The following is an 18,777-nucleotide window of genomic DNA, read 5'->3' as shown; positions in this document are numbered from 1 at the left end:
AAATATTTCAATTAGCAAAAAATTTAGAGCAGAATTGAATATCTTGTATACTTTAAAACTTCATATGAAAAATTTCTACTACTTTTTTACGATCTTCCTGTTTGCCGGTATGGCCGGATTCTCTCAATCCAGTTTCGAAGCCGCTAGCATCGAATATGGAACATATTTAGGAGAGACTCTGCCATTTAGTGAGTATGAAACTGCAACCCCGGTTACCGATCTCGACAACCCAACCATAATTCAGAATAACCTCAGAAGACCCACCAAATCCAATCCGGATGCATTGCCGCTTGGACCGGATCCATTAGTGCAAGAGGACGCACCCACAAGGGCTGCACGCGAGATCCTTGTGAATTTTGATGGAGCAAGTGTGGGGGAAGCCGGAAATTTTATACCGCCGGATCCATCGGGGGCTGTGGGTCCAAACCACTACGTTCATGCCGTAAATACGATCGTGAAGATATTTGATAAATCGGGAAATGTACTTGCAGGACCCACCAACCTTAGTACGTTTCTCAATTCAGGAAACAATGATGGTGACCCTATAGTAATGTACGATCAGCTTGCCGATAGATTCTTTGTGAGCCAGTTCAGGACCAGTGACGATGCGTTGATCATTGGAGTGTCCACCACACCCGATCCTACAGGAACGTACAATTTATATAGCTTTCCGCTGGACGCGTTCCCAGACTACCCGCATTACGGGGTTTGGCCGGACGCCTATTATCTTACCGCCAATAAATTTACGGGAAACAGGGTATATGCCCTGGATCGTGCCGCAATGATCGCCGGCGCTGCTAATCCTACCATTGTAGGATTTAATCTTCCCGGAGTGGTTTTCAACCCAAATACAGTATTTAGCCCGGAACCCGCCAATCTCCTCGGAACAACGGCACCGGCAAATGTACCTGGCTACATAGTTTACTTACAGGATGATGGCTGGCCAGGCGTTACATTCGACCATATTAAGATCTGGGAGATCAATGTGGATTTTATCACCCCTGCAAATTCTACAATTTCGGCACCAGACCTAATTGCGGTGCAGCCTTTCGACAGTACTTTCTACGTGTTCGGGTCGGGTGATATTCCGCAGCCCAATACGAGTCAGCGAATAGACAGTCAGGCAGGGATCATTTCGTATATGGCAAATTATCGCAGCTTCCCGGGCTATAATTCATTCTTAATAAATTTCAATGTAGACGTGGACGGGCAAAACCGTGCAGGTATAAGATGGATCGAATTGCGTAATACCGGTACAGGATCATTCAGTATACATCAGGAAGGTACCTGGACCTTGAATGATGGAGAAAGTAGGTTTATGGGAAGTATGGGAATGGATACAAGTGGAAACATAGCTCTCGCCTATAGTGTGGGAAGTGCGAATACGGTGGTCGGACTTAGATACACCGGGAGACTGGAGGGAGATCCTCTTGGGCAAATGAGTTTTGAAGAGCAGGTGATCGAAGATGGGTTTGGATGGCAACTAGGGTCGAACAGATACGGCGATTATGCCCAACTCACTATGGATCCGGACGGGGAAACCTTTTGGTTCACCTCACAATATTTCAAGTTTGTAAATCAATGGTACACCAAGATCGCAGCCTTTAACCTGGAAAACATCCCTATACTTGATAATGAAGGATTATCTGCAGATGAAGCTGAGATGGCGATCTACCCAATTTCGGGAGATCAATACGAGGTATTTGTAAGCAGTACAAAAGATCTGGGTGATTTACGGTTCGACCTATTAGATATTCAGGGGAAAAATGTTACTATGGGCCGTCTGGATACTTCTGGACAAAATCATCGAGGGGTATTCAATAAAGGATCCCTGGCTTCGGGTGTCTACGTAGTTCGCGTTTCGAACACAAGCGGTTTTAGTCAAAGCAAAAAAGTTATCATTAAATAAACCTTTAGAGGAATTATTTGATTAGGAAAGCCTTCCTTCTTTACAGGGAGGCTTTTTTTATTTAGAATTATTGTTTCTGAAGTAAGGCCATATAAAACCCATCGAAACCACTCTTCGCCGGAGAGATCCTTTCTTCCTTAAGCAAGCTAAACTCCTTGCCCGCTTCCGAATTTAAGAAATATGCAAGCTGCTTCTCGTTTTCCGAGGGAAGAATAGAGCAGGTGGCATATAAAAGTTGCCCTCCCGGCTTCACCATACGGGAATAACTTTCCAGGATGTCACGTTGTGTTTTCTGGACCGATTTCAGGAAATCGGGATTTAGTTTCCATTTGGTATCCGGATTTCTACGAAGTACTCCTAAGCCAGAACACGGTGCGTCTATCAACACCTTATCTGCTTTCCCAATTAGCTTTTTGATCACCTTGGTTGAATCGATGTGCCGGGTTTCAATATTATGTGCTCCGTTTCTTCGTGCTCGTCTTTTAAGCTCGGTGAGTTTGTTATCGTAAATATCCAGGGCGACCACTTGCCCTTTATTCTCCATTAGGCTTGCGAGATGTAAGCTTTTTCCACCTGCACCTGCACATGCATCAACCACCCTCATTCCGGGCTTGGGATCGAGCATTTCTGCCACCTTTTGTGAAGAAGCATCCTGAACTTCGAACCATCCATCCTTAAAGGCCTGGGTAGTGAATACATTAGCGCGTTCTTTTAGTTTAAGAGCAGAAGGGTAGCCTTTAATGGTTTCTGTTTCGATCTCTGCATCAGACAGGGCATTTTGAACATCCTGTACGGTTGCCTTTAAGGTATTAACTCGCAGGACCACATCGGCCAGGGCATTTAGGGCATGTAATTCGGTATCCCATTTTTTTCCTAACTCACTTTCTCCCAATTCATCCAGCCAATCGGGAATGGATTCTCTTATCTTTCGTGTTTTCGAGAGTTCGTCGAAGCGCCCTTTGATCCTTCTCGTCGGGGTGCCTTCAAATTGCGGCCAGTCCGGGAGTCGGATTCCATTTAGAATCGCCCAGACGGTAAACAGGCGAAAGAGATTGGGTCTGTCGAAAGGTTCCTTTACTTCGGCAATTTCGGCATAAAGCCGTTTCCATCGAACGATGTCGTAGGTAGTTTCAGCAATAAAACTTCTATCCCGGGAACCCCATCGCTTATCGCGCTTTAAAGTATCCTTGAGTACTTTATCTGCCTGCTTCTTTTCATTGAAGATAAGATGAAGAGAATCTATGGTTGCGAATACGAGATTTCGGTGTAATTTCATGAAGTTTTACTTGAACCGCAAAGGTATTATAATGCAATGAATACTTTTGGTTACTTTTGGCAAAAATTAATTATGCGCTTTCTCTACTTAGTTTTCGTAATCATATTATTCACATTTTGCAGTGGAAACTCCTCCAAAGAATTTAGCACGGTAGAGATCACTCCTGTCTTTCAGGACAGTGTGAGTATACGGGCTATTGCTCCCCTGGACGAAGATCGCGTGTGGTTTGCGGCCAATGCGGGTAGGGTTGGGCTAATAGACAGTCTTACTCCCAAGCTTGCGACCATCAAATATCAGGATTCCCTGCTTTCTTTCCGTGCTATTGCGGTGGTTCGTAATTCGGTATTTGTGTTGAGTGTGGCGAACCCTGCCGTTATGTATAAAATTGGCTTCGATGGTGAAACAGCCACCAATATAGAGGAAGTATACCTTGAAGAAGGAGAAAAGGTATTTTACGATTCGATGGCATTCTGGAACGACAACGAAGGCATCGCCATGGGCGATCCTACAGATGGATGCTTATCGATAATTATTACCAGAGACGGGGGGAATAACTGGAAAAAACTATCCTGTAATATATTGCCTGAAGTGGAGACTGGTGAAGCGGCATTTGCTGCCAGTAACTCGAACATTGCGCTCTATGGAGATCATGCCTGGATCGTATCCGGCGGTAAACGCGCACGCGTTTTGCATTCGGCAGATAGAGGAGAAAGCTGGGAAGTTTATGATACCCCGATAATACAAGGAAAGGTGATGACAGGCATTTATTCGGTGGATTTCTACGATGACAAAAATGGGGTGATCTTTGGTGGTAACTGGGAAGACAAGGCTTTTAACGAAGGAAATAAGGCAATAACCAAGGATGGCGGAAAAACCTGGACATTAGTGAGCAATGGGAGAGGCCCCGGGTACAGATCGTCTGTTCGGTTTGTTCCGGGCACAAACGGAGAAGGAATAGTAGCGGTAGGATCGCCTGGGATATCTTATAGCCCGGACAGGGGAGAGAGCTGGACCGAACTGTCTAAAACCGGTTTTTATGCTATCGAATTTGTAAATGATAGCCTGGCATTTGCCTCCGGCCGAAATATAATTGCGAAACTGATATTTAAATAAAAAAGGCAGCGATTAGCTGCCTGATAATTTATTGTTTGCCTCGTTTTTTCCGAAGTATTTCAACGAGTCTTCGTTTAAAGTCCTCTTCCGCTTTATGTAAGCGAATCACCTTTTGAGGAGGGAGTACCTTCCTGATATCTTCAATAAAGGTTAATTCTATCTGTGTTTCCTTTCTACGAAATTCCAGCATCTTATCGATAAGCATGTTCGCATCACTATCGTTTAGTGAACTCATGTCGCCCTTCGCTATGGACATTACGTCCATACGGCGTTGCTTTTTAATGGATTCCATCTGGTCCTCGTGGTTATTATACACCGGCCAGAATTTTTCGGCTTCAGCAGGAGTGAGATCGAGGGCTTCGGTGATGTGAGCGGCTTTCAACGCTTTGATCCTCTCTTTGCCCTCGCCACGCTGTGCATAGATCCCGGTAGTTATAAGTAATAGTACGATTAATATCTTTTTCATTTTTTATTCTATTAATAATGAGGTTTCGTCTAAATTTTCAATAAGGTATGCTTCGAGGTTCTCCTCCGAAACAACTTCGGAATGCAAAGAGATACTTTCCAGGTCTTCTTCGTTCAACATGGCCATAACATCGTAGGTATCAATATCTGCAATATCACCGTTTATATACGCCTCCACAGATTCTGCCGAAAGCGAATCCATGCTCAAATTGTCATCTTTGGTATTGATAAGGGAGATGATAAGGAGCAAGGAAGCAGCTACCCCCGAAATGTATAATAGTGTCTTTTTCCTGAAGATAGAGATCACAGCCGGCTGCGGCGTAATTTCGTTTGTAAGTTGAGCAGAAACTTCAAATTGCTCGAAATACCCTTCAGGTACCTTAAAGCCATTCGATTTTGGAAGACTTTCTTCCATGACCTTAAGCATCATTCTATCCTCGAAGTTATCAAAATAACCGTCTGGAACGTTTAAACCTGTATTGTGTTTCTTTTCTTTCATTTGTTCTTTCGACCTTTTAAACCTTAAAAGGTTTCATTGCTTTTAAGATAAGCAGTAATTTTCTTTACGGCAATATGGTAACTGCTTTTTAATCCGCCTACCGAAATTTCAAGAATCTCCGATAATTCCTCATAGGTATGATCCTCGAAATATTTCATATTGAATATCAGTTGCTGCTTTTCAGGGAGGGTGGCAATGGCCCTTTGTAAATTCAGTTCGATGGCGCCGCCTTCAAAATACACGTCGCTTTCCAAATTATCGATGGCGCGCTCTTTTACTTCTTCAATGGTAATATTATTTCGCTTAGCCCTCTTATTCATGAAAGTGATAGCTTCATTGGTAGCAATACGGTACATCCATGTATACAATTTACTATCCCCTTTAAAGGATTCGATATTTCTGAAAACCTTTATAAAGGTATTCTGAAGCACATCATCTGCATCATCATGATCAAGGACCATATTACGTATATGCCAATACAATCGCTCTTTGTATTGGGATACAAGGTCTCTGAAGGCCTCCTCCTTGTTGGTTTCCGATTTTAGGGCGCTCACCAGCGCTTGCTCTTGCACCACGAATTGATGATTTAATCCTTAGACTAAAGTTAACTAAGATGGTTTAATGACGTTAATATTAACTCGAATTCTTTAAAATATGTTAAAAAACATCGATAAAGTGAAAAAATATTCGATAAAACACGAAAATATTTTATTTGTAGGAAAATATTTACTAATTTCGGTCCATACTTCTTATGTATATGTTCTTTATTATTAGCCCCAACTGTAATAAAGACAAGCTAAACGGGCCTAAGCGGGGGCTGGCCCGTTTTTTTTATGCCTTTTTATCAAAGCTTCAGAAATCCTTAAAAATGTACGAAAAGTAGGAAAAAACCTAATGTTTAATGTCAAAAATATCGATGAAATGCACAATAAGAAGATTAACTGTAAATTTTATTTGGTTATTTCGGAGATAGAATATATATTAGCTCCATACTTATGATAATAACCGTTGCCGTGTGCCCCAAATACGGCGACAATATTGAAAAGAGCGGAGCCCCAACCGCTCTTTTTTTTGTTCTTAAATCAAGGATCTTTAGGCTAAGGATTGCATCTCAACAAGGCTGTAATAGACAGCCTTTTTCGCAAGTAATTCCTGATGCTTGCCTTGTTCAACGATCTCACCTTTTGAAAGTACTACGATATTATCAGCATTCTGTATGGTAGATAGCCTGTGAGCGATCACTATGGAGGTTCTGTTCTTCATCATGTTCTCTAGAGCTTGTTGCACTAATCGTTCGCTCTCGGTGTCCAGCGCAGAGGTCGCTTCGTCCAGAATCATAATTGGTGGATTTTTCAGGACCGCCCGGGCAATGCTCAACCGTTGTTTTTGTCCGCCACTTAATTTATTACCGCTATCTCCAATATTGGTATGTATACCCTCGGGTAAAAGAGAGACGAATTCCCAGGCATTGGCAACCTTTAGCGCTGCAATAAGCTCTTCCTCCGAAGCTTCTTCCTTTGCCACCCTTAAATTTCCTGCTACCGTATCGTTAAATAAGATGGAATCCTGTGTAACCAGCCCCAGGAGTCCGCGTAAGGACTTCTGAGTAATGTCAACGATATTGTTACCGTCTATCCTTATCTCACCTTTATTCACATCGTAAAAACGGGTTACAAGATTAGCGATCGTACTCTTACCGCTACCGCTTTGGCCCACCAGGGCAACGGTACTTCCTTTAGGCACCTTCAGACTAAAATCTTTAAGTACCCACTCATCCTCATATTTAAAGGAGATATTGTCAATTTCCACACTCTCGGTGAAGCTGGTCTTTTCCATCGCACCGGGTTTGTCTGTAATACTGGATTCGGTCTCCAGGATCTCCAGTACACGTTCGGCAGCCGCATTACCTTTCTTTACATTATAACTCGCCTTGCTTATCGCTTTGGCCGGAGTAAGGATGTTGTAAGCCAGTCCCATATATGCGATGAACTGGGCAGGTTGCAGGGTATTTTCGACCAGTACCATGTTCCCTCCAAACCACAATAGGATAGCGATTACCAGGATACCGAGAAATTCACTGGCGGGAGATGCGAGATTTTGTCTGTTTAACAAGGTGTTCGAATACTTGAAGAATCGCCCTGTAGATTCCTGAAACCGATTATTGAATATCTTTTCGGCATTAAAACCCTTAATGATCTTAAGGCCGCCCAGGGTTTCTTCCAGTATGGAAAGGAAGAATCCCTGTTCCTTCTGAACCTTATCCGAATGCCTCTTTAAACTCTTCCCGATCCTTGAAATGATAAAGCCAGAAACCGGGATAAAGACAAAGACGAAAATGGTAAGTTTTACACTAATGAGCAACATGAAAATGATGGTGAATATGATCATTAGCGGTTCGCGAACGATCAATTCCAGAATGGACAGAAAGGAATGTTGTATCTCCAGCACATCACTGGAAATACGAGCAATGGTATCTCCTTTTCTTTTTTCTGAATAAAACGAAACAGGCAGGTCTATCGTTTTGCGGTACAGATCGTTTCGCAGATCCTTAAGAACCCCGTTTCTTAAAAAGGTTATGAAGAACATAGCCAGGTAGCCAAACAGGTTCTTTAAGAGAAAAGTTGAAATCACCAGAACGATCATGATCACCAGGGTGTTCATTTCACCCGAGGCCTCATTATTCTGGTGGATATAATAATTTAAGTACTGTTCGGTATAGTCGCCCAATTCTGTGATCCCCGTATATTCAGGAACCGTGGTAACCTTCGCCTCGATATTCTCCGGATCCTCAAAAAGCACTTTCAACATGGGGATAAGAGATACAAATGCCAGCGAGCCAAAAAATGCGTAGAAAATATTGGAGATAATATTCAACCAGGCATAACGCTTATACGGCAAGGCATATTTAAGTATTTTTCGGAAATAATGCATCAAAGATTCAATTCGGTTTTTATACGGTCTATTTTTTTCTGAAGCTTCGCTGCGTCGTAATGATCGTCTTCAGTCCGCTCATTCACACTCATGTAAAATTTTATCTTGGGTTCAGTTCCACTGGGCCGGGCAGCTATTTTACTACCATCCTCGGTATAGAAGATTAACACGTTCGATCTGGGAAGATCCATTTCAGAAATACTTCCGTCTTTCATGTTCAACGACTTTCCGGACTGGTAATCCTCAATCCGTATCACCTTACTGCCATCTATTTCTTTAAGTGGATTCTCGCGTAGCGATCTCATCATAGCAAGGATCTCTTCTTCTCCTTTTTTACCTTTCTTTACCATAGAGACCAGTTGCTCAAGATAATATCCATAGTCCTTGTACAGCTCCTGCAGGTAACCATATACACTACTTCCCTCATTTTTTTTCTGTGCGGCTATCTCACAGGCCAGCAGGGTTGCCGTAACTGCATCCTTATCCCGTACAAAATCACCTACCATATATCCGAAGCTTTCTTCTCCACCACCTATTAGTTCGAGTTCGGGAAAATCCTTCACCATTTTGGCAATCCATTTAAAGCCGGTTAATCCTTCTTTATATAAAACTCCATACGACTCTGTAATGTCCTTCACCATAGGGGTGGACACTATAGTAGATGCAAGAAATTGCTTTCCGTTGAGTTTTCCTTCCTTTTTCCATTGTTCCAGTAAGAAATGACTCATCACCACCATGGCCTGGTTACCGTTCAGTAATTTAAGCTTACCATCCGTGTCACGTACAGCTATTCCTAACCTGTCACAGTCGGGATCGGTACCTATCACTATATCGGCCTTTTCGTTTTCGGCTAGCTCCAGGGCCATTTTTAGGGCTTCCGGTTCTTCGGGATTTGGCGACTCCACTGTAGGGAAATCACCATCTGGTGCAGATTGTTCCTCAACCAGTAATACATTATTATACCCAGCCATCTCCAGCACTTTAGGAACCATGGTGATCGATGTACCGTGCAGGGAAGTAAAGACGATCTTCAGGTTATCTTTGGCGGTCTGTGGCGTATTGAAGCTCCCATTCTTTACTGAAGCCTTAGCAAAGGCTTCATCCAGTGCTGAGTCCACAAAATGTATCAATTCTTCCCTGGCTTCAAATTTCACATGCCCGTATTGCAAATTGTTGATCTCGGCAATGATCTCGGCATCCTGTGGGGGGACCAGTTGTCCGCCGTCCTGCCAATAGACCTTATATCCGTTATATTCGGGAGGATTGTGAGAAGCGGTAAGGACGATCCCACACTGGCAACCCAGTTCTTTTACCGAGAATGACAGCTCCGGAGTAGGACGCAGGTTGGAGAAGAGATACACCGTAATATTGTTGGCCGAAAATACATCGGCTACAACTTTAGCGAGTTCTTTCGAATTATGCCTGCAATCGTAAGCGATGGCAACTTTTAAGGGCTGGTTAGGGAATTGTTTATACAGGTAATTGGCGATTCCCTGGCTGTTCTTTCCCAAAGTGTATTTGTTGATACGGTTATCACCAACTCCCATGATCCCCCGCATCCCACCGGTTCCAAATTCCAGATTGCGGTAGAAGCTATCCTCGAGGCCTTCCGGGTCGTAGGCGATCATTTCCTTGATGGTGTGCTGTGTCTTTTGATCGAATACAGGAGTGAGCCATTGATTTACTCTTTCCAGTATTTTCGGGTCAACATAGATCATTGAATGCTATTAGGTATTGGGTTTTGCGTATTTGCTGCAAAAATAGCGAAAGTTACGGTCAATCATGAACGTTTAAGTCTTCTTTAATAATGTAATCGCGGCCTCCCTTTTTACTTCTCAGTATCAATTCGCCAAGAAATCCGGCCAGGAATAATTGTGTACCCAGGATCATTGCCGTAAGTGAGATATAGAATTGAGGGCGATCTGTTATGAGTCTACCCCCCGGATTGATAAAGAGTTTGTCTATCCCAAGGTATAGTGCGAAACAAAAACCTACAAACAACATAAGTGCTCCCCAGGCCCCGAATAGATGCATAGGGCGTTTCCCAAATTTTGAGATAAAAGAGATCGTAATGAGATCTAAAAATCCTCGAATAAATCGTTCCATACCAAATTTTGTTGTTCCGTATTTTCTTTTCTGATGTTGCACTACTTTCTCCCCAATCTTATCGAAGCCTGCATTCTTGGCCAGAACCGGAATATATCGGTGCATTTCACCCGTAACCTCGATGGTCTTGATCACGTCCTTATGGTAGGCTTTCAAACCACAGTTGAAATCGTGCAATTTCACTCCCGAAGTCTTCCTTGCGGCTAAGTTAAACAGTTTGGAAGGTAAATTCTTGGCCACCACAGAGTCGTATCGCTTCTTTTTCCATCCCGACACTAACTGATAGCCGTCTTTACAGATCATCTCGTACAGCTCGGGAATCTCTTCGGGATTGTCCTGGAGGTCGGCATCCATGGTAATCACCACTTCCCCCTTAGCAACAGCAAAACCCGCATGCAGGGCTTGTGATTTTCCGAAGTTCTTTAAAAACCTTAAGCCTTTTACTTCGGGGTGTGTCTCGGCCAGGGTACGAATGATCTTCCAGGAATCGTCTGTACTGCCATCGTCTATAAACAAGATCTCGTATAAAAAACCATTGGATTGCATAACATCTGCAATCCAATGGTAGAGTTCGTTCAACGATTCTTCTTCGTTAAGAAGGGGAATGACGATGGAAAGATTCATACGGTGCTTTAATGTACAGGCCGTTCTCTTTTAAAGATCAGTCCTGAGATTAAGGAGTAAATAAATCCGAAAAATGCACTCATTACTATCCAGAATGCACCTCCCAGGAAGGGGTTGGAGAATTTCTCCGCAAAGCCCATGGCCATTTCTACCTGTTCTTCGGTGATATTTGGATTTTGCTTGTACATATTCTCTCGTGCCACATCCAGCATTTTAGCCGGAAATTCCGGATCGATCAGGTAAACAAAGATGAGGTTATATACCAGGTATACGAGACCGCTAATGATAGCTGCCGTCACACCCACTTTTAGAGCGCTTCCCAGAGATAAATAACCACCGTTGGCCTTGCGATACGAATGCACCACATACCCAATGTAGAGAGGGAAGATGAGGTAGAAAAGATACATTGGCCATTGTACACCTTCCTGTAACATACCGGTTACGTACATTACCACCACGATCACAATTAGAAGAAGCCCCAATACAACGCCCAGGGGAGTGGCAAATTTTAATGTAGAGATATTTGTGTCCATATTGAAGTTTTTTGGTCTGCCATAGCAGGCAGCTTGGTTTGGTTTGTTAGTTAACAAAGATAGTAAAACGTTACATTTGTTTTAACATGTGCTTTTACGTATAAACTTGAAAGCACATATTCAGATAAATAGTGATAAATCGTAAATATTTATTGTGTATTTCTGAATATTGCTTAAATTTGCACACTCAAAAATTGAGCGAATACGTAAACGTAAAGAAGATGAAAAAAGATATCCATCCGGAAAATTACAGATTAGTAGCTTTTAAAGACATGTCTAACGATGATGTTTTTATCACAAAGTCTACTGCAAATACCAAGGAGACCATTGAAGTTGACGGAGTGGAATATCCTTTGGTGAAAATGGAAATTTCAAGAACTTCGCATCCTTTTTATACAGGAAAAGCGAAACTGATAGATACAGCAGGGCGTATCGACAAGTTCAAGAACAAATACAAGAAGTTTAGTAAAGAAGTGGCGAAAGAGGAAGAATAATCTTTCGTTCAATAAGATTTCAAAAAGCCTTCGGTCACCGAAGGCTTTTTTTATTAGCTTTGAACACAGAACACACCCTTATGAATTACATCCTATTCGACGGAAGCGTTCGCGACCAGCTTTTGCCTTTTACCTATACGAGGCCGGTGGCCGATATCCGTATAGGAATACTCACCATTAGAGAAAAGTGGGAAAAACACCTGGGATCAACCACCACCACCGTTACCGAAGATCATCTCGCAGTACGATGGCCTTTGGTAGAATTTGAGGAAAATGTATTGATAAATGGCTCCTTTTTACCCACTGCGAACCTGGTGAAGATGATCCAGAGCCTTAAAGCAGGCCAGGCCATATTTCACGAAGATGAAGCGGTAGCATTTTTTACTTTGGAAGGGCAAGAGGCAGATCTCGAATCGTATGAAAAAATTGAATATGCCGATGAAGACCTGTTCCGTATTGAACATACCTGGGATATCTTTTCGAAGAATCATGAAGCTATCAAGCGTGATTTCGAATTATTGACCAAAGGCCGAAAATCGCAACCCATTCCCAAAACTGCTACAGCCTTCCATCCAGAGCAGATCTTTATTGAGGAAGGTGCTAAATTACCGCTATGTTCCCTCAATGCTACAGATGGCCCTATTTATATTGGTAAAAATGCCGAGATCATGGAGGGTGCATTGATCAGAGGACCTTTTGCGCTTTGTGAAGGAGCAACAGTGAAAATGGGAAGTAAGATTTATACCGGTTGCACCATCGGGCCCTTCAGTAAAATTGGTGGAGAAGTGAACAATTCGGTTTTATTCGGGTATTCTAATAAAGGTCACGACGGATTTTTAGGTAATTCGGTTCTTGGCGAATGGTGTAATATTGGTGCCGACACCAATACATCCAACATGAAGAATAATTATGCCACCGTACGCTTGTGGGATTATAATAAAGAACGCTTTGCCGCTACCGGACTTCAGTTCTGCGGACTAATGATGGGCGATCACAGCAAATGCGGGATCAATACCATGTTCAATACAGGTACAGTTGTAGGGGTAAGTGCAAATATCTTCGGAAGTGGATTCCCTCGCAATTTCATTCCCAGTTTCAGTTGGGGTGGAAGTCATGGCACCACCACCTATCAAACTCCCAAAGCCTTCGAAACAGCCAGGGAAATGATGGCCAGGCGAGGAGTGGAGTTCACCGAAGAAGACGCGAATATCCTCGAATACGTTTTTGAAGCGACCGCGAAATACAGAAGGAATTAAAATTTCCTTATTCTTTAACTAATTTACGGGTAATGCGCCATCCGTTCGATAGTTCAATTTCCACTATGTATATCGCAGCCGAAAGTGTTGATAAATCCAGTGTTTGCGATTTTGAAGAAACATCATAAAACGCATTCAATTGTCGCCCCTGTAGGTCGTATAGTATGACCGAGGTTATATCCTGTATAGGCGATTCCATATGTAATAGATCTGAAGTTGGATTCGGATAGATCGAGATCGCTTTTTCAATATCGAATTCCTGAGTGAACAGTGAATCCTCACGAATCTTCAAGGTATATGCATCTGTGTTGCCATTGGAAACAAGCGAATGTGATGGGTCGAAGAATAATTCACCTCCAAAACCGCCGGTAACATACATGATATTTTCATAGACCTTTAGATCGGAAATCCACGCATGCTGGTCATTGCCCAGGAAAAATACATTTAAAACCTCGCCATTGGTGGGATCAACGTTTAGAAAAGTAACATAAAGGTTGGTAGAAGTAAAGGAATACGGCACAGAATTTATTTCAAAATTTATTGTCCCATAAGGATTGATCGCGTATATGAGATCTCCCTGTTCATTTATCCATACCAAATTCGAATGTCGTTTTATATTACCCTGTGCAACCACGATCTGATGAGGCCCATCAAATTGCTTCGCCCAGATCATGTCACCATCCGAAGACATTTTAGCGATGAATGGCACGTTATAATCGGGGCAAGATGACGTACAGGGTGGAACCCCGGAATCCAGGATGAAATTCGATGTGCCCGGTTCCAGATTTATGTAAAAACTGTAACCACCGGTTATATAGATATCGTCATTCGAATCTATGTCTAGTGAAAATATGTGTTCATTACCTATCCCAAGAAAAGGCCCGGGATCGTGTCCTTCGGCTGTTCTCGCCCATAGAAAATTTCCAGAATTATCTAATTTTAGAATAAACAGGTCCTGGTTGGTGCTCGGACTTGTAAACAAAAATTGCCCTGGCCCGGGATCGAAATCCACGTCGGTACCATAATACGACCCTGCGATCAAAATTTCATCAGTGGGGGTAAATAGAGATTCGGTGATATTGAAAGAATCTTCCAGCGGGGCTAACAACGTTTCAGCCCAAAGGAATTCACCGTCCTTATCTATTTTAAGAAAGAAGGCTGACCCTCCAGGACCGTTTATCAAATGCTCGCCGACTCCAAAGTCCAGATCGATGGTAGATTGAAATTCGCCCGCTAAAAAAACATTCTCGTTACTATCAAAACTTATGCTTTGAATATTTGTATACTGGTTAGCGGACACATTTTCAAAAGCCTCTCCCCAGATATATTCGCCATCATTATTCAATTTAACAATATAAGATTGCTCGAAACCTAAGGCAGAGTTTGTTCTGATATCCTGGTTTGGCCCCGGGTCCAGGTCGATCGAACCTTCGAAATAAGCAGACAGATATATGTTGTCTTCCGAATCGATGAGCATAATAGGGTATTCGGTGGCTGCATCTGAAGTAAAAACTCTTGCCCATAAAAAATTTCCGTCTGCGTCAAATTTTTGGATAAATGCATCACCAAACAGGCCTGCGGTGAAATCGAAGTTATTCGAATTTGGATCGAAACTTACAGTATCTCTGAAAGAACCAGAAACAAATACATTTCCCTGGCTGTCGGTTTCAATAATCCGCCCAATGTCAACAGGACCCGGACCCCCTGTACCGTTTACCCATTCGACGGTTTGGGCATGGGAGTTATAAAAAAATAGGTAAATAAAGCTAAAAAGTAAAATATTTCTGATCATCCGCTATTATTGTGATAGTTCCGCAAAATAGAATTATTTCAGCAGTTGACATAAAAATTATAGATTTTTAATCACTGTATTGAGGGCTAGTTCGGCCACTTGAACGACCGGATAGGATCCATTTCATAGAAGAACAGGAAATAGGATAGCACGATAACCAAAAGGAGCATTACAGACCAAAAAACCAATCTGAATCGTCTGCGATTCCTGGCTTTTTCTGCAAATAATTTTTTCTGAAATTCGGCGTACTCATGAGTTTTCATTTCAGTATGATCATCAAATTTTTTGTACCCACTAGGCATGGAACGAACTTTAGGATCGGATAGCCGTCTTCGTTTACTTTTCTGTAATTCGTTAAAGCGATATACCCCGATTTTGCCTTTTGTACTCATGAAACGGTTTTATTATTGGTAATGGAGGATATTCATTTCGTTACAATAAATAGGATCATTCCGCTTTGCGAACCCTTTTAAGCACCAGGAAATTCTGCGGATTGATCCCCAGGCCACTTACTTTCTTATTCACGAAACGGATCGCCATATCGTAATACAAAGGCACCACCGGGGCATCGGAAATAATGATCGAATCCATTTGAGTATAAAGAAGTTTCCGCTCCTCAATATTCGAAATATTGAGCGCGCGAACATACAGGCTATCAAAAGCCTCGTTCTTGTAATGTGTATAGTTGGGGCCATTGGGAGTGAAATTCTCACTGTAAAAGAGGCTAAGATAGTTTTCGGCGTCGGGATAATCTGCGATCCAGCTTGCCCTGAAGATATCCAATTCACCCGAACTCTTCATTTGTCGTAAGGTGGAAGGAGGCATGACATCTACTGTAACAGACACCCCTAGCTTTTCGAGCTCCCGCTGAATGTATTCGCAAATATCAAGATACTGACTGTTAGTACCTATTATGATCTCCAGATCGGTGTCGCCCGTCTCTGTTTTGTATTGTTCTATTAACTCACGCGCCTTGTTGGGGTTGTAGGTATAGCCTTCAATTTCATTAAAACCCGGAAGGCCTTTGGGGATAAATCCGTTATTAGCCGGAATTCCCATCCCATTTCTTAAGAAAGTCACCATTTTCTCCCGGTCGAAACCGTAATTCACAGCCTGCCGTAATAATTTGGATTTGATCTCGGGGGTATCTGCTCCCATAAAGAATCCAAGATATTCGGTGTTGAGATAAGGCGCAGTAATAAGTTTTACCCTGTCCTTATATTCTTCCTGTAATTCACCAGTGGTGGTGATGATCTCATCCTTATACGAATTGTCCAGGCCGGAGACAAAATCTATCTTTTCCTGTGCGAATTGCAGAAATTCACTCTGTTTATCGGGCAAGAAGGTAATGGCAATGGCTTCCAGGTAAGGTAATTGTTCACCATTCTCATCGATCTCGAAGTACAAAGGGTTCTTCCTAAGCACTAATTTTACATTTTCTTCCCAAAGTTTAAATTGGAAAGGCCCGGTTCCTACGGGATTTCTCCTGAATTCGCTTCCATAGTATTCCACGGCTTCCTGTGGTACAACAGAGAAGTATCGCATCCCCAGCATACCGAGGAAAGGAGGGAAGGGGCGCTGCAGTAATATCTTAAAAACCGAATCGTTCTCGGCCTTGTACGTTTCCACATTGTTCATCACCCAGCTACCGGGAGACGCAACTCCGGGGTCTGTAAGGCGGGCGAAACTGTACTCGAAATCGTAAGCAGTCACCTTTCTGGTGCCTTGCTCGCCAAAAACCTCGCTTTTATGAAAATACACATCGTCTCTCAGGGTGAAATAGAAGGTGCAGGTACTATCTACAAATTTCCAGGATTTAGCAATGTCCGGTTGTACCTTAAGGGAATCGTCCAGTTGTATCAGGCCATTGAAAAGCTGATTGGTGGGCCATATAATCTGTGGGTTCCTGGCAAAGGCTGGATCTAGTGTGGGGATATTGCTGTGCTCGTTGTAGCGAAAAACGAGCGAGTCCCGCTGCTTATCGGTATCGGCAGAACAGCTGCCCAGCAGAATCAATAGCCAAAGCATGAATACAGATGGCAATAATCGGGTTATCCTTCGGGTAGTCCTTTCCATTTCTTTATGAGTCCGGTATAAAGATATATCAACACAAGGCCGATATCAAATAAGATTATGCTTGTATATTCCCCCAGGTATTCGAGGAGTACAAAGCAATAATTCTGTCCAGAGTCGATTTCCTTTATTCGGGCTGATGCTTTAGACATAGAGTAATTTGTTACTTAATTTCAGATGGACGTTTTAAGATGAATCTCTGGTTACCCAAGCATCTGATAATTCACTTTGGTAATTGTTCGTATCTTTGTGCCCGCCTGCTAAAATACACTAATGAACGCTAGCAAAAAAGTCGCATTTTATACCTTGGGTTGTAAGCTGAATTTCAGTGAGACTTCTACGATTGCCCGTGATTTTTCTTCGGAAGGATACGAGCGGGTGGACTTTGGTGAAGCGGCCGATATCTATGTGATCAACACCTGCAGTGTTACCGAAAATGCCGATAAAAGATTCCGCAGTATCGTGAAGCAGGCGCAGAAAGTCAATCCTGAAGCATTTGTAGCCGCAATAGGTTGCTATGCCCAATTAAAACCGCAGGAACTGGCCGATGTACACGGGGTAGACCTGGTACTGGGTGCCACCGAAAAATTTAAGATCACGGCCTATATTAACGAGCTATTGAGCACGCCGGAGCGAACCAGGAATGCCGGGGTGATCCATTCCTGTGAGATCGAGGAGGCCGATTTTTATGTGGGTTCCTATTCCATTGGGGACAGAACCAGGGCCTTTTTGAAAGTTCAGGATGGCTGTGATTATAAATGTACCTACTGTACTATCCCACTGGCCAGGGGAATTTCCCGTAGCGATACGTTGGATAACGTATTAAAGAACGCTGCCGAGATCTCTGCCCAGGGGATAAAGGAGATCGTACTTACGGGAGTGAACATAGGGGATTATGGCAAGGGAGAATTTGGAAATAAGAAGCACGAACATACCTTTTTCGAGCTTTGTCAGGCCCTTGATGAGGTAGAGGGTATAGAGCGACTTAGAATATCGTCTATAGAACCTAACCTCTTAAAAAACGAAACCATAGATTTTGTAGCTAGCTCTAAAACCTTTGTGCCGCATTTTCATATTCCCCTGCAGAGTGGAAGTGATGACTTGCTGAAATTAATGCGCAGAAGATATATGAGAGGGCTATATGAGGACAGGGTGAAGAAGATCAGGGATGTTATGCCGCATGCCTGTATAGGTGTGGATGTGATCGTTGGCTTTCCCGGTGAAACCGACGAACGATTTTTGGAAACCTATCACTTTCTCAATGAGCTGGATATTTCCTATTTACATGTTTTTACTTATTCTGAAAGGGATAATACCCCGGCAGCCGAAATGGAAGGGGTGGTGCCTAAATCGGTACGGCACAAACGCAGTAAGATGTTGCGAGGGTTGTCTGCCAAGAAGCGCAGGGCCTTTTACGAGCAACAGCTGGGAACAGAGAGAACGGTGCTTTTTGAGGGAGAGAACAAGGAGGGATACATACACGGTTTCACCGAAAATTACGTTAAGGTGAAGGCTCCGTGGAACCCGGAGTTGGTGAACACTCTACATGATATTATCCTAACGGAGATCGATGATGACGGTCTGGTACGTTTCGAATTTGCGGAGACAGAAGTACTGCGCCAGGGATAGAAATGGCATCCACGAACCGAAGGGAGTGATATAATGGATAGCCCGGTTCTACGGAGCGTTAGCTTCGTAGAAGGCGC

General features: G+C 43.0%; 17 protein-coding genes. 5 read left to right on the top strand and 12 right to left on the bottom strand.

Annotation, left to right across the window (positions count from 1 at the left end; all coding sequences use genetic code 11):
• The first annotated feature begins 64 nt into the window (after nucleotides 1-64).
• Nucleotides 65-1,909 carry a T9SS type A sorting domain-containing protein gene (locus C5O00_RS14360; protein ID WP_105217514.1) on the top strand — a complete coding sequence of 615 codons (1,845 nt, stop codon included), beginning with the start codon at nucleotides 65-67 and terminating at the stop codon, nucleotides 1,907-1,909.
• Nucleotides 1,910-1,976: 67 nt separating this feature from the next.
• Here the strand turns inward: C5O00_RS14360 and C5O00_RS14355 are convergent, their stop codons facing one another.
• Nucleotides 1,977-3,185: an RsmB/NOP family class I SAM-dependent RNA methyltransferase gene (locus tag C5O00_RS14355; protein ID WP_105217513.1), complete on the bottom strand. Its 1,209-nt coding sequence runs from the start codon at nucleotides 3,183-3,185 to the stop codon at nucleotides 1,977-1,979.
• 72 nt (nucleotides 3,186-3,257) lie between these two features.
• Between C5O00_RS14355 and C5O00_RS14350 the strand changes: the two genes are divergently transcribed.
• Nucleotides 3,258-4,298, top strand: coding sequence for a WD40/YVTN/BNR-like repeat-containing protein (locus C5O00_RS14350; protein WP_105217695.1), 1,041 nt, complete (start codon nucleotides 3,258-3,260; stop codon nucleotides 4,296-4,298).
• A gap of 28 nt (nucleotides 4,299-4,326) precedes the next feature.
• Here C5O00_RS14350 and C5O00_RS14345 read toward each other — a convergent pair whose 3' ends face one another.
• From C5O00_RS14345 to C5O00_RS14315, 7 genes are all read right to left on the bottom strand, one after another.
• Entirely contained in the window at nucleotides 4,327-4,764 is a 438-nt protein-coding gene (locus tag C5O00_RS14345; protein ID WP_105217512.1) for a hypothetical protein, read from the bottom strand.
• A 3-nt stretch (nucleotides 4,765-4,767) separates the two neighbouring features.
• Nucleotides 4,768-5,262: a hypothetical protein gene (locus C5O00_RS14340; RefSeq protein ID WP_105217511.1), complete on the bottom strand. Its 495-nt coding sequence runs from the start codon at nucleotides 5,260-5,262 to the stop codon at nucleotides 4,768-4,770.
• A 23-nt stretch (nucleotides 5,263-5,285) separates the two neighbouring features.
• Nucleotides 5,286-5,837: an RNA polymerase sigma factor gene (locus C5O00_RS14335; protein ID WP_105217510.1), complete on the bottom strand. Its 552-nt coding sequence runs from the start codon at nucleotides 5,835-5,837 to the stop codon at nucleotides 5,286-5,288.
• Between the two features lie 517 nt (nucleotides 5,838-6,354).
• Nucleotides 6,355-8,193: an ABC transporter ATP-binding protein gene (locus C5O00_RS14330; RefSeq protein WP_105217509.1), complete on the bottom strand. Its 1,839-nt coding sequence runs from the start codon at nucleotides 8,191-8,193 to the stop codon at nucleotides 6,355-6,357.
• Nucleotides 8,193-9,911 (bottom strand): phospho-sugar mutase, encoded by a 1,719-nt coding sequence (locus tag C5O00_RS14325; protein ID WP_105217508.1) that lies wholly within the window; start codon nucleotides 9,909-9,911, stop codon nucleotides 8,193-8,195. Before C5O00_RS14325 ends, C5O00_RS14330 begins: the two co-directional genes overlap by 1 nt.
• A gap of 58 nt (nucleotides 9,912-9,969) precedes the next feature.
• A complete protein-coding gene (locus tag C5O00_RS14320) occupies nucleotides 9,970-10,923 on the bottom strand; it encodes a glycosyltransferase family 2 protein (protein ID WP_105217507.1) in 954 nt (317 codons plus the stop codon).
• Between the two features lie 8 nt (nucleotides 10,924-10,931).
• Complete coding sequence (locus C5O00_RS14315; protein ID WP_158676879.1) at nucleotides 10,932-11,456, bottom strand: DUF4199 domain-containing protein; 525 nt, start codon at nucleotides 11,454-11,456, stop codon at nucleotides 10,932-10,934.
• A 221-nt stretch (nucleotides 11,457-11,677) separates the two neighbouring features.
• Between C5O00_RS14315 and C5O00_RS14310 the strand changes: the two genes are divergently transcribed.
• On the top strand, nucleotides 11,678-11,950 hold the full coding sequence (locus C5O00_RS14310; RefSeq protein WP_105217694.1) for a type B 50S ribosomal protein L31: 273 nt from the start codon (nucleotides 11,678-11,680) through the stop codon (nucleotides 11,948-11,950).
• 80 nt (nucleotides 11,951-12,030) lie between these two features.
• Nucleotides 12,031-13,206: a GlmU family protein gene (locus C5O00_RS14305; protein ID WP_105217505.1), complete on the top strand. Its 1,176-nt coding sequence runs from the start codon at nucleotides 12,031-12,033 to the stop codon at nucleotides 13,204-13,206.
• Between the two features lie 7 nt (nucleotides 13,207-13,213).
• On the opposite strand, the gene C5O00_RS14300 is transcribed toward C5O00_RS14305, so the two are convergent.
• The 4 genes from C5O00_RS14300 to C5O00_RS14545 all read right to left on the bottom strand — a co-directional run bounded on the left by C5O00_RS14300 (nucleotide 13,214) and on the right by C5O00_RS14545 (nucleotide 17,223).
• Nucleotides 13,214-14,998, bottom strand: coding sequence for a T9SS type A sorting domain-containing protein (locus tag C5O00_RS14300; protein ID WP_105217504.1), 1,785 nt, complete (start codon nucleotides 14,996-14,998; stop codon nucleotides 13,214-13,216).
• Between the two features lie 86 nt (nucleotides 14,999-15,084).
• Nucleotides 15,085-15,390 (bottom strand): hypothetical protein, encoded by a 306-nt coding sequence (locus tag C5O00_RS14295; protein WP_105217503.1) that lies wholly within the window; start codon nucleotides 15,388-15,390, stop codon nucleotides 15,085-15,087.
• 55 nt (nucleotides 15,391-15,445) lie between these two features.
• Nucleotides 15,446-17,074 (bottom strand): ABC transporter substrate-binding protein, encoded by a 1,629-nt coding sequence (locus C5O00_RS14290; RefSeq protein ID WP_105217502.1) that lies wholly within the window; start codon nucleotides 17,072-17,074, stop codon nucleotides 15,446-15,448.
• Nucleotides 17,050-17,223, bottom strand: coding sequence for a hypothetical protein (locus C5O00_RS14545; RefSeq protein WP_158676878.1), 174 nt, complete (start codon nucleotides 17,221-17,223; stop codon nucleotides 17,050-17,052). Before C5O00_RS14545 ends, C5O00_RS14290 begins: the two co-directional genes overlap by 25 nt.
• Nucleotides 17,224-17,344: 121 nt before the next feature.
• Between C5O00_RS14545 and mtaB the strand changes: the two genes are divergently transcribed.
• Entirely contained in the window at nucleotides 17,345-18,700 is a 1,356-nt protein-coding gene (gene mtaB / locus C5O00_RS14285; protein WP_105217501.1) for a tRNA (N(6)-L-threonylcarbamoyladenosine(37)-C(2))-methylthiotransferase MtaB, read from the top strand.
• Nucleotides 18,701-18,777: the final 77 nt, after the last annotated feature.

It is taken from the genome of Pukyongia salina (assembly GCF_002966125.1).
Lineage (GTDB): Bacteria > Bacteroidota > Bacteroidia > Flavobacteriales > Flavobacteriaceae > Pukyongia > Pukyongia salina.
This window is presented reverse-complemented; position numbering and strand designations above follow the sequence as displayed.

Coding starts and splice junctions, on each gene's coding strand:
- C5O00_RS14300 (WP_105217504.1), bottom strand. CDS start 14,998: ATGATCAGAAATATTTTACTTTTTAGCTTTATTTACCTATTTTTTTAT.
- C5O00_RS14340 (WP_105217511.1), bottom strand. CDS start 5,262: ATGAAAGAAAAGAAACACAATACAGGTTTAAACGTTCCAGACGGTTAT.
- C5O00_RS14305 (WP_105217505.1), top strand. CDS start 12,031: ATGAATTACATCCTATTCGACGGAAGCGTTCGCGACCAGCTTTTGCCT.
- C5O00_RS14310 (WP_105217694.1), top strand. CDS start 11,678: ATGAAAAAAGATATCCATCCGGAAAATTACAGATTAGTAGCTTTTAAA.
- C5O00_RS14325 (WP_105217508.1), bottom strand. CDS start 9,911: ATGATCTATGTTGACCCGAAAATACTGGAAAGAGTAAATCAATGGCTC.
- mtaB (WP_105217501.1), top strand. CDS start 17,345: ATGAACGCTAGCAAAAAAGTCGCATTTTATACCTTGGGTTGTAAGCTG.
- C5O00_RS14330 (WP_105217509.1), bottom strand. CDS start 8,193: ATGCATTATTTCCGAAAAATACTTAAATATGCCTTGCCGTATAAGCGT.
- C5O00_RS14355 (WP_105217513.1), bottom strand. CDS start 3,185: ATGAAATTACACCGAAATCTCGTATTCGCAACCATAGATTCTCTTCAT.
- C5O00_RS14345 (WP_105217512.1), bottom strand. CDS start 4,764: ATGAAAAAGATATTAATCGTACTATTACTTATAACTACCGGGATCTAT.
- C5O00_RS14290 (WP_105217502.1), bottom strand. CDS start 17,074: ATGGAAAGGACTACCCGAAGGATAACCCGATTATTGCCATCTGTATTC.
- C5O00_RS14545 (WP_158676878.1), bottom strand. CDS start 17,223: ATGTCTAAAGCATCAGCCCGAATAAAGGAAATCGACTCTGGACAGAAT.
- C5O00_RS14360 (WP_105217514.1), top strand. CDS start 65: ATGAAAAATTTCTACTACTTTTTTACGATCTTCCTGTTTGCCGGTATG.
- C5O00_RS14315 (WP_158676879.1), bottom strand. CDS start 11,456: ATGGACACAAATATCTCTACATTAAAATTTGCCACTCCCCTGGGCGTT.
- C5O00_RS14350 (WP_105217695.1), top strand. CDS start 3,258: ATGCGCTTTCTCTACTTAGTTTTCGTAATCATATTATTCACATTTTGC.
- C5O00_RS14320 (WP_105217507.1), bottom strand. CDS start 10,923: ATGAATCTTTCCATCGTCATTCCCCTTCTTAACGAAGAAGAATCGTTG.
- C5O00_RS14295 (WP_105217503.1), bottom strand. CDS start 15,390: ATGAGTACAAAAGGCAAAATCGGGGTATATCGCTTTAACGAATTACAG.